This window comes from Pseudomonas sp. LF020, assembly GCF_053456425.1.
The window spans coordinates 124,599-138,781 of record NZ_JBRFIX010000007.1; the positions used below are offsets into that span (position 1 = coordinate 124,599).

A 14,183-nucleotide genomic window follows, 5' to 3' on the forward strand; every position below is an offset into this window, starting at 1 on the left:
TCTTTTTCGGGTGTGGGCAAAGTCCTGTGTTACGCACAAAACATAGCGAACAGCTACCTGCCTCATCGCGAGCAGGCTCACTCCTACACTTGATCGGTGTCGTACACAAATCCACTGTGGGAGTGAGCCTGCTCGCGATGGCGGCCAAATGGCCGCCATGCCTCTAACGATTGATCACGCCTGCGCCGTCGCACTCACCACTGGCCGCCCGGGTTTGCGCAGGGGTTCCAGGCGTGAGCCTTGATAGCCGGTTTCGCGGTAGAAGCGCCAGCGGCCGAACAGGCCGTAGACGTGGGTGACGCGGCCCTGTTCGTGGTAGCCCATGCGGATGTGCAGTTTCAGCGCCGGGATGTTATGGGTTTCGCAGACGTCGACGACTTTGTCGCAGCCTTGGGCGGCCATCGCTTCCCACAGCGCGACTTGCACGTCCACCGACAGGCTGGTGCCGAAATACGGCCGGGCCATTTCGCCGCCGAACTCGAAGAACTCGCCGGGTTTGACCGGGAACCAGCAGCCGTAATAGTGACGGTCGTGATAGTCACGAATACTGCCCCAGATGAACGCCACCGCGTGGCCGTCGGCATCCAGGTACATGTGCCCGGTGTGGCCTTCGGCGGCGAGTTCGGCCATGGTCTCGACGCGGTCGCCGAAGTGTTTGGCGAAGGCGCCAGTGTTGAGCTGGGTGATATCGACTTTGCGCAAACCTTCGTACGGACGCAGCTTGTGCGGTGGCACCGGGGAGACCAGATCGCGCTCCATCCACAGCAGCTCCCAATGGAAGAACACGTAGCGCTTCCACAAGGTGGCGAAGAGTCGGCCGAGGCCCTTTTGACGAATGCGTTCGCGCAGTTTTTCGATAACACTCATGTTGCCCTCCGTGGCCGAAGCCCGGTGTGGTGGATGTTGCTTTTGTGGGTATAGATCACACCTGCAACGCCGTTTCGAAGCGCCATCTTCGAAAGTATTGCAAGTTATGTAGATCAATCGAGTGCCGCAGCACCGCGTAGAAAGTCCTTGTTCAGGTCGGCATAGGAAACCCGTGGAACGCCCGGCAGCCGCTGCTCTAGCACGCGGCTCAGGGACTCTCCGGGATTGAGATAGGCATCCCCGAAATCGCTCCCGAGCTCATTCGGGTGGGCAACGATTTCCAGCACGCCGTCGGTCGGCGCGGGATCGTTGCGCAGGTCCACCGGCGTGCACACATAGTCCGCCGTGGCTCCGGCCAGACTCTGCAAGCGCCAGTTGAGCAAGCCTTTGAACACGCGTTTCGGCAGGCTGAGGTTCTGCCCCAGGTTGCGCGCCAGGCGAATCGGCACGCCTTGATGGGCAGCAAAGCGCGCGACGATTTCGCCGATCGGCCAGATGTTGTGTACGTGCTGATGCGAGTCGATATGGCTAGGTCGCACGCCATGTTCGACACAGCGCTGCCACTGCGCCTGCAACTCTTCACGCACCGCGTCACGATCTTCGCGACTGAGCAAAAAGCTGTGCCGTGGCAGGCTCAGATCGAACACGCCATGGCCATCGCAGAAGGTGCGACTGCGCAGGATCGAGCTGCTCAGCGGCCGCCCGTAAGTCAGGTTGAAGTGCAACCCGACCCGACCTTGCAGCGACGGATGCCGGGCCATCGCGCAGGCTGCTTCGAAGGCCGGCATGTTGGCCATGGCCGTGGCCGAGCTGATGACCCCGGCCTGAAACGCGGCGAAGATCGTCGCGTTTTCGTTCGGGCTCAAACCGAAATCGTCAGCGTTGACTATGACTTGGCGAGGCATGATCGCCCTCCGTGGTGATGACGACAGGTGTGGGCGCCGATGCCGGTCTGGCCGCACGTCGCGCGCGCCATTGCTGCACCGTCGGTTTCAAGCGCTGCCAGAGCCGCAACCCCAGCCCCAGCAACATCCCGCTGGGGCGCCAGGAATAGAAACTCCAGCGCCAGTGTTCCAGTTGTCCGGTCATGCGTTCGTGCAGTTGGTGGCTGGAGTTTTCCAGACTGACCCGCGAGGCATCGATCCAGCGCCAATGCTCGTCCAGCCCCCAGCGAATCCATTCCTCCAGCAGCACCCGGCCGCTGCCCAGATCGGCGTATTGCGGCAGGAACGCAAGGTTGTAATCGTAGAGTCGGCCCTGTTCCAGCAAGCCGAGGCGATAGCTGATACAACGCCCGTTGAGTTCCAGCGTTACCACCCGCACCAGTCCCTGGCCGGCGAGGGCGGTGAAGGCGCGTTCGATCCATTGCCGACTGCGCTCGCTGGCAAAGATCCCCACGCCTTCGTCGCCTTTCCAGCTCACCGCTTCGACTTCGCTGATCGCTTGCAACAGTGGACCCATGCTCAGCGCGTCGGGGCTGATGCGCCGCACCTGGGCGCCACACGCGGCAATTCGTTTGCGTGCGCGCCGCAGCTTGTAGCGTGGGTCGCCGGAGACCTCCTGATGATCGGCGTCGCTGATCAGATGCACCGGCACCCGGCAACTGAGACGGCGTTCGCCCGCAGAACTGTGGGCCATCCATGCGGTCAGGGCGCTTTCCTCACCCGCCGGCTCGGACAATTCGTTGAGCTGCAGCAGCGCGTGCGGCAGCTGTCGGCGGATCAGGCGCAAGGCTTCGCGCATGTCTTCGCCCTTGAGTAATGACAGCAGCGCCAGCCGGTCCGCCAACGGATAGCCCAAGTGATGCAGCACGCGGAATGGCACGCCGGCAAAACGCTCGCGGCCCGCCACCAGTGGCAGGCACAGGCGCAATTCGTCCGCATCCCAACCGAGCAGGATGTGCAGGCGCTCACCCGCGCCCAGTGCCTGCTCCGCCGCGCACAACCAGCCCAGGTGGTTGAACGGTGTGTGATCCGTCACCCGCAGGCGCAGCGCTTCATAGGCGGCTGCCGGGAAGTCGGCCGCGCACAGTGAAGTGCGCCATTCGAATCGCGCCGTCATGGGCTCAGGCCGCCGTGGCTGTGACAGGTGGACGGGACGGTTTGCGCAGCGCATCCAGTCGCGAACCGCTGTAGCGGGTTTCGCGGTAGAAGCGCCAGCGCCCGAACAGGGTGTAGACGTTCATGATCCGGCCTTGCTCGGTGTATCCCATGCGCAGGTGCAGCTTGAGCGCCGGGATGTTGTGGAACTCGCAGACGTCCACCACCTTGTCGCAGCCCTGGGCGGCCATGGCTTTCCACAGTTCCAGTTGCAGGTCCACCGACAGTTCGCTGCCCCAGTAGGCACGGGTCAGTTCGCCGCCGAATTCGAAGAACTCGCCGGGTTTCACCGGGAACAGGCAGCCGTAGTAATGCCGGTCGAAATAGTCCCGCGCGCTGCCCCAGATGAACGCCACAGCATCGCCCTGATCGTCCAGGTGCATGTGCCCGGTGTGCCCTTCGTTGGCCAGCTCGGCCATGGTCCCGACGCGATCGCCGAAGTAGCGGGCGAAGGCGCTGGCGTTGTCGGCGGTGATCTTCACCACCCGCAGTGGCGGATACGGTTTGAGGCTGTGCGGTGGTACCGGACTGACCAGATCGCGTTCCATCCACAGCAATTCCTGATGGAAAAACACGTAGTGCTTCCACGCCTTGGCGAGGGTGGCGCGCAGGCCTTTTTGTTTGATGTGCTGGCTGAGTTTGCTGACGGTACCCATGTTCTGTACTCCGGCGATATCGCAGGGCGAACGACTGTGGCGAGGGAGCTTGCTCCCGCTCGGCTGCGCAGCAGTCGCCAATGGGGGCGCAAGTATCGGGGCCGCTTCGCAGCCCGGCGGGAGCAAGCTCCCTCGCCACAATTTTGTTTTCGCCATGCATTGTCTGAAATTGGGGTTCATGACGCGCTCCAGCTCAACGCGAACAGGGTTTCCCCCGGCAAGTCGAAGCTGACGCGTCCGTCGCGGCAGGCGAAGGGCGCGTCGCGACTGCGGTTGTCTGCGCCGAAGTAACGCAACGCGCCGCTGTTCAGCGGGCACCTGGCGCCGTTCAGGTCGACACGCTGCAACCGCGTGCCTTTGTTCACCCCGAGCAGGCCACGCTGGTCGTCACCGGCCATCGCCAGCACATCGACTTCAAATGCGTCGTTCTCCAGCCACAGCACCTGATGCAGCCAGTGCTGAGCGATGAACTGCTGGGTCAGACCCACCGGTTTCAGCTCGAAACGCTCAGCGCCCAAAACCCGGATCATGCCCTTGGGGTACTGCGGCTCGTCGGCGGCCTGAAACCAGTTGAGCATCGTCAGCAAACCGTCCTGCGAAGCGTTGATCACCACCGAGGCCCACCACAGCGAGGCGTAGTGGGTTTCCTGATCGTAGGGGCTGAGGCTGGAACCACTGGACATATTGGTCTGATCCAGCAGCAAGGCCTTGCGCGGCTGGCCGTGGCCATCGAGGCCGACCAGTTCGGCGGCGCGGCGCACGCTGTCGCGGTAGACCCGGGTGGCGAGCAGGTCGCGGATCATCCATTCGTGCCACGCCAGTGCGTCGATCTGCTCGGCGGATTCGCCGAGCAGGCGCCGCGCCCAGTCGATGCCGCGCTTGTCTGCGGCGTTGTCGGCAAACGGCCCGTTGACCAGCCGTGAACTGGCCGGCATGGCGATGCGCACCCCGGCCCTGGCATTCGCCGGATCGCTGCGCACTTGCTTCGCCATGCTGGCGAAGATCGCCCGGTATTGCTCGAAGCTCGAATAGTTGAGGTTCGGTTCATCAGCAAAACCGATGTAGTGCGTGCCTTTGCCGCCGAGCGCGCGGGTGCCGGCCAGCCATGCATCGAGGCCGCCATTGCTTTGCACATCGGCGCGCAAGTCAGCCTGACGCTGGCTACCGGCGAGCAGAGTGATGTCCTGACGGATGCCGAAGCGCTCCTGATAAGCCAGACGAAACGCGTCTTCGAAGTGCGGATTTTTCGCCGTGACATCGACAAAACTGTAGTAGCTGGCGGCGCTCGGCTTCAGCGCATCCAGCACCGCATGGCTGGCGGCGGGCGGCATCACGTAGGGCAGGGCGATGCCCAGATCCGGCGTGCGCCCGAGGATTTTGTCGTGCAGGGTCAGGTGGATCTGGCCGGTCTCTTCGCGTACTGGTTTGAGTTGCTGCGGAGTTTGCGCAAACCGATTGGCCGTGCCGTCGAGCCAGAACGCCGCTTTGCCGCTGCCTTGCAGACGCAGGCGCCAGACCTGTTCGCGCTCGCTGACCGGCAACGCCAGTTGATCGAACTGCCAATAGGCGCGATAGGGTTTGAGCGTTAGCGTCAGTGGCTTATCGTCGCCGACCCGTTGCGCTTGCAGAGCGTTCACTCCGCCATGGAACTTGCCGGCGAGCACCGCGTGTTCCCCCGGCGCCACCTTGAAATACAACTCGTCGCCGTTCTGCGTCTGCGCGCTGAAATGCACCTTGGCCGGCTCGAACAGCGCTACCGTGTGCTCATCGTGTTCGACCCGGTAATTGCGGAAGCTGTAGCCGGGAATTTCCAGACGATAACTGGCGGCGCCCGGCAACAACGGCCAGCTCTGGCTGCCACGGGTTTCGCTGGCCTTGATCCAGCGCTCGCCCTGCAACTTGCCCTGGCCATCGAGCAGGTACAGATGCTCTTCGTTGGCGTCGGCCTGCCACGCCGGGGTCCAGCGCACGGTCACGCTGTCCGGCCGATCGGTTTGCAGGTACAGGCTGCCGTCGCGGATCTCGCCCCAGCGCATCGACGCGGCAAAGGCGTCCAGCGACAGGCCGAGACCGAGCAGCAGGACCAGGCGTTTCATGCGGCCTTCCGTTGCAGCATCTGCCACATCGGCGCGATGTCGCTGGGCAGGATGATCAGGGTTTGCCAGAACGCCACGCCGCTCAAGCGGCAGTACAACACCAGCATCGCCACGGTGACGGCCAAATAGGCAATCGACGAAGCCGCTGCTGCGCCGACGATGCCGTAGGCCGGAATCAACACCAGGTTCAGCGCCAGATTGAGCAGGGCGCCGAGGCCCATCAGCAGCGACACCGTGCCGGGGCGGTTTTTTCCCAGCAGGTCCAGGCGCAGGATGCTCGCGTAGCACAGGCCGAGCAGCCCCGGCAGCAAGGCGAGCAGCGCCGGATACGCCGGTTGGTAGGCGATGCCGAACAGGGTGACGATCAACCAGTTGCCGATCACTGCCATGCTCAGGCACGCGCCGAGCATCACCGTGGCGGTCAGGCGCAGGGCCAGCGGAGTGACCTTGTCCATGCCTTCGTCCTGTTGCAGCAGGCGTTTCATCAGCGGCGTGGTCACCGCTTCCGGCACGATCAGCAGCAGTTCGGCGGCGGCACTGGCCATGGCGTAATGACCTAGCGCGGTGCTGCCGAGCAGGGCGCCGATGAACAGGTAATCCGAGCGCAGGATCACTTGCTGGAACAGCAGGTCCGGATGGCTGCGCGCGCTGTAGCGCAGCAGTTCGTTCTGGCTGGCGCGATCCCACTGCAACTGCAGCGGTTGCGCGCGCTTGAGCCAGACCCAACCGGCCAGCACCACCAGGCTGATTCCGGCCAGCCAACTGATCAGCGCCGCTTCCAGCGCCGCGCTTTTCCACATCCAGAACAGCGCGAGAAACAGCAGCAGCGGCGCCAGTGATTCGGTCAGGCGCAAGGCGTTGAACGCGACCACGCCGCCGGAGGCGTTGTGCAGGGTCAGCAGGCCACTTTTCAGCACGGTCAGCGGCACCGCCAGCAGCAACAGCCACGCCAGCAGACCGAGCTGCACGGTGACATCCAGCTCACTGCCGAACTCGCGTACCAGCGCCACCACCAGCAGAGTCAGCAGACCCGCGAGCAGGCAACCGAACACCAGCACCTGACTCAGCAGCAGGCCCATCGGCCGTTGCTTGGCAGCCTGATAACCCACGGCCGAGTTCAACCCGCCACTGGTGGCGGCGCTGATCAGGTCGGGCAAGGTGCTGAGCAGCGCGAACAACCCGCGTTCACTGGGGCCGAGGATCCGCGCCAGCAACACGTTACGCAGCAAACGCAGGGCGATCATCGCCAGTTTGGTGCCCATGCTCAGCGCCAGGTGCTTGAGGTAATGGCTGCGGCTCATGGCCGGTTTCCGCGAAAGATGCGCCACGACAACAACTCGGGATTGCGCGCGGTGCGCTGGCTGACGCCGAAGCGCGGCAGGTTCAGCGGATCACCTTCACCGCGATAGATGCCGGTGCCGGTGCCCAGGGCGAACGGGTAATCGTGCGCGGCAATCTGCTTGCGCACGCGCTCGTCGTTGTTGCCGTTGGGGTAGCAATACACCGGCAGCGGCCGGTTGCAGCCGTTGTACAAGGCATCGCGGCTGCGGCTGATTTCTTCGCTCAGGCGCACATCGTCCAGTTCTGTGAGGATCGCGTGGCTGGCGCCGTGCGGGCCGAAACGCACCAGCCCGGAAGCTTCCATCGCGCGCACCTGATGCCAGTCCAGCGCTTGTGGCTGCGCTTCGGGCGGACATTCGTCGGTGAGGCGTTCGAGCATCGCCGGTTCAAGGGTTTTCAGGCCTTGCAGGTAATGCAGCAGCGACAGGCTGCGCCGGTCGACGTCGATGTCGTCGACCAGCACCGGCACCGGGTGATGAATCGCGTGCAGGCATTCGATCAAGTGCATGCGGGCCTTTTCGCCGTGGCTGCCCCACAGGGTTTCGCCGAGGGTTTCCCACCAGAAGCGCTGACGGCTGCCGATGAAATCGGTGGAGAGGAAAATACTCGCCGGCACCTGGTGTTTTTGCAGCAGCGGGAACGCATTGACCGCGTTGTCGCGCCAGCCGTCGTCGAAGGTCAGCGCCACCCGTGGGCGTTCGCTGCGCAGGGAAGTGGGCGTCAGGATGTCCATCAGCGGCACGCAATCGAAGTGCCGGCGTAGCCACACCAGCAGGTGTTCGAAGGCTTTCGGCCCGACACACAGCTCATTGCGGTGCGGCAGGTCGGCGGCGCGGTCGTTGGTCAGCACCCGGTGCAACATCAGAATCACCCCGGCGCCGTGTAACTGGTTTCGTCCCACGGGCGAGTTGAGGTAAAGCCAGCCACTGGTGCGTTTTATCAGTTGTTTGATCGCCATGGCTTCGCTCCTCTCAACGGTTTTGCTCAGGGTTCCATTGGGCATAACGGTGGCCGCGCAGGAACTGCCACAGGCCGATGCTCATGCCTGCCAGCGTCACCAGCAGAAATGCCGCAAGGCGGAACGGTTTGGGTAACCGGTGTTGTGAATCCAGCAGCCCGGCGATCGCGACGGCGTAGCCGAACAGTTGCGCGATCAGGGCCAGTCGATAGAAACCGTGGTCGTTCCATAGCCAGAAGTTGCTCAGCAGCAACGGCAGCAGGAGGATCGGCGCCAGGCGGCGGATCAGCTTGTGGCTGATCAGCGCGATCGAATACAGGCCATGCTTGAGCGGGTTGAGCAGCTCACTGCGCTGGGCGAGGCTTTGCAGGCCACCGACGGTGACGCGTTGACGGCGGCGGAACTGTTTGTCCGCCTCGTCGACACCGTGGTCGATCACTTGCGCCTCGGGCACGTACACAATGCGCTTGAAGGCCACCGGTGCACAGGTGCTGAGAAAGAAGTCGTCGTTGACCTCCGCCGGCACGCTCTGGAACAGCTCGCGGCGCAGGGCGAGCAGGGCGCCGTCGGCCGAGACCATGCAGCCGGTGCGATTCTCCACCCGACGCAGCCAGCCTTCGTAATGCCGGTACAGGCTATCGCCGACGCTCAAGCCGCCGCCGGTGACCGGAATCACCATGTGCCCGGCGCAGGCGCCGACGCTCGGGTCACTCAGCGGAGCGAGCAGGTAGCCGAGGGTTTCTCGCGACCATTGGTTATCGGCATCGGTGAACACCAGAATATCGCCAGTCGCCAGCGCCACGCCGGCATTCAGCGTCGCGGCTTTGCCCTGGCGCGGCAGGTCGAGCACGGTGATGCGCGAATCAACCACCTTGTGCGCGCAGGCCACGGTGTCATCAGTGGAGCCGTCGCTGGCGAGAATGATCTGCAGCGTGGCCGGCTGATAATCCTGCGCCAGCAGCGTGCGCAATTTGTGCTCGATGTGCCGCGCCTCGTTGTGCGCGGCGATCACGATGCTGATGTTCAGCGGCGGCGCCGGGCTGTGGCGCCAGGCCGGGAACAGCGGCGCCAGCACGGTCAGCAGCAGCGGGTAACCCAGGTAGGCGTACACCGGCAGCAGCAGGCACAGCCAGAAAATGAATTCAGCCACGGGCAGGCCTCCTGGCGTTCCAATGACACAGACTGAGAATGAACGCCGCCCCGGCCAGGTGCAGACGCAGCCAGTGCAGGCCCCACAGTTGCAGGGTCAGGCCAACGTCGTGATGGCGTGAACTCTGGCGAATGCTCAGCACCAGCGCCGGAATCAGGGTCAGCGACACCATGATTGCCGCGTGATGCGGAAAACCGTTGAGCAGCGCGGATATCGCCAGCAGGTCCAGCAGCCAGGCCATCAGCGACAGCAGCGGAAAGCGCAACAGCCGCAGGCTGAAACCGTGGGTGCGCAGCAGTTGCAGATGACTGCCCTGACGCCACATTTCCTTGCCCATCCACTCGCGCCAGTTCATCTCGTAGCCCCAGTGCTGGGCCACGTTGTTGTTCACCGAGAGCAGCCGTGCGCCTTGTTCGTGCAGGCGCAGAGTGAATTCCTTGTCTTCGCCGGTGCGCAGGTGTTCGTTGAAGCCGCCGACCTTTTTGAACCAGCGCCGGCGCATCAGCAGATTGGAGCTGGGCAACCAGTCCACTGCGTGCGACGCCTGACTCGTCGGGCTCAGCGTGCGCCGTTGCCAGGCAGCGGCGTACCACGGCGCGGCGGCGGGGGTTTGCAGGTCGAGGCCGAACACGTCGGCCTGCGCGCTGGCCTCCAGTTCGAACAAGGGCTTGAGCCAGTCTTCGGGCATTTCGACGTCGGCATCGATGAACGCGATCCACTCGCCGCTTGCCAGCAGCGCGCCGCGATTGCGCAGCGCACCAATCAGCAGGCCTGGCAGCACCAGCACCTGCGCGCCGAACTGGCGGGCGATGTGCGGGCCGTCGTCGCTCGAACCGTTGTCGACCACGATCAACTCGCAGTCGACATCGGCCGCATGTGCGGCTTTTTGCGCGGCCAGCAGCGTGCGGCCAATGTGCCGGGCCTCGTTGTACATCGGGATAACGATACTGATCCGGTTCATGCCCGGGCCTCCGTCGATGGCGCTTGCTCGGCCTTGAGGCGCAGCACACTGGTCAGCGCGAGCATGATCCACACGTATTTCTGGTTCGGTGCGCTGAGGAACATCAGGAACAGGGTCAGCGACAGGAAGCTCACCCCGAGGTGGGTCATCAGGTCCGCCTGTTGCCAGTCGCGCCGCAGCATCCACGCGGCGCGCGCGCGGATCAGGTTGTACAGGCCGAGGCCGAGCATGCCGACAAACAGCAGGCCGGCGGGAATCCCCAGTTCACTGAAGATTTCCAGGTAGGTGTTGTGGGCACGGCGGTACAGGTCGCCGATCTTGCGGTTGGCGGAAAACGCCTTGGCGTAGCCAGTGGTCGCGTAGTGCAACGGGAAGGTGCCGGGGCCGGAGCCAAGCAGCGGGTTCTCGCGGATCATCTGCCCGCCGACCACGATGTACGAGGCGCGGCGGCCGAGGGATTCGTCATCGTGACCCTTGGCCCCGGCGCTCAATACGCTCAGGGACTGGATGCGCGCGAGGTAACCGGCGGGCATCGCGTAGATCGCCAGCGGAATCACGATGGCTGCGCCGAGCATGGCAAAGCCCAGGTGCCGTGGACGAATGCGGGTCAGTTGCGTGCGGTAGTGCCAGCAGCCGATCAACAGACTCAACGCCACCACCACCAGCCCTGAGCGCGATTCTGTCTTGGTCATGCCGCCCAGCAGCAACAGGCAGCAAGCGCCCCAGAACAAGCGGTGCAGCAGATTCGGCCCACGAATCACCAGCAGCAGCGCCAGCGGAATGGCGAAGGCGATCAGCAGGGCGAAGGCGTTGGGGTCTTCCAGCAGCCCGGCCGCGCGGCCCTGATCCTGGAATTTGGTCGAGAACATCGCCATGGCGCAGGTGGCGCTGACGCTCAGGGTCACCAGACGGGCGAACAGGTCGAGGTTCAGTTCGCGGCCGATCAGCAGGGTGATGACAAACAGGATCAGGCCGACGCTCAGTTCACGCAGATGCCCCAGCGACATGCCCAGGTCATCGGTGTTGAGCAGACTGAGGAAATACAGCACCAGAAACCACAGCAGAAACCGCCAGATATTGCTGCGCAGACGCTCGGACGGAATCTGATGCATGGCCAGTTGCAGCATCAGGATCACCGCCAGCGAGGCGCCGATCAGTTTGCTCCCGGACAGCGCGCTGTCCTTGAAGAAACCTTCGAACGGCACCAGCGCGGCAATGCCCAGCAGGCCCCAGGTCGGCTTGCGGTACAACACCGTGAAAGCCACCAGACCAATGACCGCGCCCGGCGCCAGAAACGGATAAGGGCTGGCGAGCAGACCGATGCAGACCATGCCGAGCAGGGTGACGATCGAGAGCGGGAAAATCATGCGCGTGCCTCCCGTGCCGTGCGGATGTACAGCTGCGACCAGCGTTCGGCCAGGGCCTTGAGGTCGTAGCGATCCTGTTGCGTACGCTTTGCGTTGTCGCACAAATGCCGGGCCAGCTTCGGCTCGCTCAGCAGGTTGTCGAGCTGACGGGCGAGGTCGGCGCTGTCGGCGGGTGTCGCCAGCAGACCGTTATGCCGGTGCTCGAGCACATCGGGAATGCCGCCGACAGCGAACGCCACCACCGGCACGCCGGCCTGCATCGCTTCGAGCAGAATCATCGGCGTGCCTTCGGTGCGTGAGCTGATCACCAGCGCATCCAGGCGCTGCCACCACGGTTGCATGGCGGTCTGGTAACCGGGCAGGCGAATTCGTTGCTGCAAACCTGCGGCGTCGATCCGCGCCTGCAGCGCCTCACGTTCCGGGCCGTCGCCGAGCATCACCGCGTCCAGTTGCGGATGCTGGTGACACAGCGGAATCAGCGCATCGAGAAACAGGTCCGGGCCTTTCTCGCTGCTCAGGCGCCCGACGTAACCGGTGAGCCAGCGCTGGCTGTCAGTGGTGCTGATCAGCGCGTCGGCGGCGGGCAGTCCGTTGGGGATCACCTGGAGTTTGTCCGCCTGCACGCTGGCCTGACGATGCAGCACGGCAATGCTCTCGGCCACACACACCACCCGATCCACCGACGCCGTGCGGCACAACTGCAGACTCAACCAGGTGTAGAACTTCTGCTTGCGGCTGCGCGGGGTGAAGCCGTGTTGGGTAATGACCAGCGGCAAACGCAACAGCGTCGCCGCGACCCAACCGAACAACAGCCCTTTGAAATTGTGCGTGTTGATCAGCGGCCGTTCGCTGCGCCGGGCCCGCAGGTGGCGCAACAACTCGCCGAGCCCGGAGCAGCCACGGCAATCCACCCCGGCCTCACGAAAGCGCGCGATCAATGCCGGCGGCGCATCGAGAAACAGCACCTGATGCTGCCCCGGTGTCGCCAGGCAGTGATCGAGCAACATGCGCTCGGCCCCATAGAAGCCGCCGCTGCTGAGCAAATGAATGATCGGCAGCGCGGCATTCGGGGTGGAGGGCGTGTTCAATTGCGCACCCAGTGCACGAAGCTTGGCACGGTCCAGTTCTTGTGCGGATTGCTCGGCAGCACGTTCTCGTCGTTGATCACCAGCAGCACGGGCAGGCCCAGCTCATGGGTGATTTGCGCCGGATGTTTGAAGCGGTGATCGAAGAACTCACGCACATAGACCAGGGCAATCGCCAGCAGCAGACCGGTGAACAGTCCGAACGGAATGATCAGCAGCGGTTTGGGGAACGCCGGTTCGGTCGGCTCGAACGGCGGGCTGAGCACCTTGGCGTTCGACAGATCATCGTTGAGCGAACCCGCGGTGCTGCTTTCGGCAAAACGTTGCGCGTAGGTCGAGAACGCCGTGTGCAGCGCGTCGATTTCCGTGTCCATCTGCCGCAGCTTGCTCTGGGTCTGCTGCAAGGTGTGGATGCGGTTCTTGAACTCGGCGATGCGCGCGGTTTTCTGATCGATCACCTGTTGCACCACGGCCAGGTCGTTGGTGCGTTCCTGAATGCGGTTGCTCACCACTTTGAGGAACTGCTGGCGGGTGCGGGCAATCTGCTCGCGGGTCAGCAGCATCGGCTCGCTGCCGGGCTGGAACACCGCGAGGTCATTCATGTAGCGGCTGACTTGGGTGGTCAGTTGTTCGCCCAGCTGTTTGATTTCCCGATCCTCGAACGCCACGTTATCGACGGTGGTGGTGAAGGTGAAGGGGAAGGTGTAGTCGTTGAGCTTGTTGCTGCTGGCGGCCGTCAGCGCGGTTTTCAGGTATTCGAGCCAGCGCTGGCTCTGTAGCAGACGATCCTGGTACAGGTTCAGGGCTTGCTCTTCGGTGTTGATCGCGTTCAGGCGGAAGGTGATTTCTTCCTTCGGATCGGATGATGCAACACTTTCCAGCAGCGCTTGCCGATTACCTTCCAGCCCGTCGAGTCGCACCTGATACAGGTGCTTCTTGGTTTCGTAGAAGGATTGCGGCAGGTCGATCGATTGCAGCGCCTGACGGCTGCCCAGATAGTTCTGCAACAGCGTGGCGACGAACGTCGTGCCCTGATGCGGATCGGGGAAGCTGTAGACGATCGAGATCACGTTGGAGCCGGGCAGGGTCTCGATCTTCAGGCTGTTGATCGCATCTTGCGTGAGGCCGTCGAGCACGGTGTCACGCACCGGATCGGTTTGCAGTCCGAGCATGTTGCGCAGCGGGTTGATCAGGTACTGCCGCAGCGGCGACGTGACATAGCGGCGGAACGGTTCGCTCACCAGTTTGGCGAACACGCCCACCGGCGGGTTGTACTCGCCCTTGTCGCGCAGCTCGCTGATGGTCTGGCGGATCAGCGCCGGCGACCGGAGGATGTTGCTTTCGGTTTCCATGTCCGCCAGCGACGGCGGAATGAAGGTGGCGTTATCGACCGTCAGTGACGTGGTGGCGTCACCCTGGGAGAGTTTTTTCGACTGCACGATCACCTGGGCGGTGATATCGAAGCTCTGTTTGAGCACCAGCGGCAGCAGCAACGCGATGACTGCAAAGATCAGGAAGACCCGTTTCACCAATTGCTTGTTGGCGAAGAAGATCCTGAAGAACTCATGCAGGTAGTTTTCCTTTGGATTCATGATCGGTCACC

Annotated in this window: 12 protein-coding genes; all 12 read right to left on the reverse strand. The window is 63.5% G+C overall.

What is annotated here, in order from left to right:
• Positions 1–174: 174 nt before the first annotated feature.
• A complete protein-coding gene (locus tag ACU680_RS17780) occupies positions 175–867 on the reverse strand; it encodes a GNAT family N-acetyltransferase (protein WP_448180111.1) in 693 nt (230 codons plus the stop codon).
• A 113-nt stretch (positions 868–980) separates the two neighbouring features.
• Positions 981–1,772, reverse strand: a complete 792-nt coding sequence (locus ACU680_RS17785) for a ChbG/HpnK family deacetylase (protein ID WP_367085097.1) — start codon at positions 1,770–1,772, stop codon at positions 981–983.
• A complete protein-coding gene (locus ACU680_RS17790) occupies positions 1,744–2,928 on the reverse strand; it encodes a GNAT family N-acetyltransferase (RefSeq protein WP_448180112.1) in 1,185 nt (394 codons plus the stop codon). The genes ACU680_RS17785 and ACU680_RS17790 overlap by 29 nt, the downstream gene beginning before the upstream one ends.
• Positions 2,929–2,932: 4 nt before the next feature.
• Complete coding sequence (locus ACU680_RS17795; RefSeq protein WP_007961305.1) at positions 2,933–3,622, reverse strand: GNAT family N-acetyltransferase; 690 nt, start codon at positions 3,620–3,622, stop codon at positions 2,933–2,935.
• Positions 3,623–3,798: 176 nt separating this feature from the next.
• Complete coding sequence (locus ACU680_RS17800) at positions 3,799–5,718, reverse strand: hypothetical protein (protein ID WP_448180113.1); 1,920 nt, start codon at positions 5,716–5,718, stop codon at positions 3,799–3,801.
• The gene (locus tag ACU680_RS17805; RefSeq protein ID WP_027611601.1) at positions 5,715–7,019 is read right to left on the reverse strand and encodes a lipopolysaccharide biosynthesis protein; all 1,305 of its coding nucleotides are present in this window, start codon (positions 7,017–7,019) and stop codon (positions 5,715–5,717) included. The genes ACU680_RS17800 and ACU680_RS17805 overlap by 4 nt, the downstream gene beginning before the upstream one ends.
• Positions 7,016–8,017 carry a polysaccharide deacetylase family protein gene (locus tag ACU680_RS17810; RefSeq protein ID WP_448180114.1) on the reverse strand — a complete coding sequence of 334 codons (1,002 nt, stop codon included), beginning with the start codon at positions 8,015–8,017 and terminating at the stop codon, positions 7,016–7,018. Before ACU680_RS17810 ends, ACU680_RS17805 begins: the two co-directional genes overlap by 4 nt.
• Before the next feature lie 13 nt (positions 8,018–8,030).
• Entirely contained in the window at positions 8,031–9,167 is a 1,137-nt protein-coding gene (locus tag ACU680_RS17815) for a glycosyltransferase family 2 protein (protein WP_448180115.1), read from the reverse strand.
• The gene (locus ACU680_RS17820) at positions 9,160–10,128 is read right to left on the reverse strand and encodes a glycosyltransferase family 2 protein (protein ID WP_448180116.1); all 969 of its coding nucleotides are present in this window, start codon (positions 10,126–10,128) and stop codon (positions 9,160–9,162) included. Before ACU680_RS17820 ends, ACU680_RS17815 begins: the two co-directional genes overlap by 8 nt.
• Positions 10,125–11,495: an O-antigen ligase family protein gene (locus ACU680_RS17825; RefSeq protein ID WP_448180117.1), complete on the reverse strand. Its 1,371-nt coding sequence runs from the start codon at positions 11,493–11,495 to the stop codon at positions 10,125–10,127. The genes ACU680_RS17820 and ACU680_RS17825 overlap by 4 nt, the downstream gene beginning before the upstream one ends.
• Positions 11,492–12,583: a glycosyltransferase family 4 protein gene (locus ACU680_RS17830; RefSeq protein WP_367085089.1), complete on the reverse strand. Its 1,092-nt coding sequence runs from the start codon at positions 12,581–12,583 to the stop codon at positions 11,492–11,494. Before ACU680_RS17830 ends, ACU680_RS17825 begins: the two co-directional genes overlap by 4 nt.
• Positions 12,580–14,172, reverse strand: a complete 1,593-nt coding sequence (locus ACU680_RS17835; RefSeq protein ID WP_007961331.1) for a GumC family protein — start codon at positions 14,170–14,172, stop codon at positions 12,580–12,582. The genes ACU680_RS17830 and ACU680_RS17835 overlap by 4 nt, the downstream gene beginning before the upstream one ends.
• Positions 14,173–14,183 lie beyond the last annotated feature (11 nt).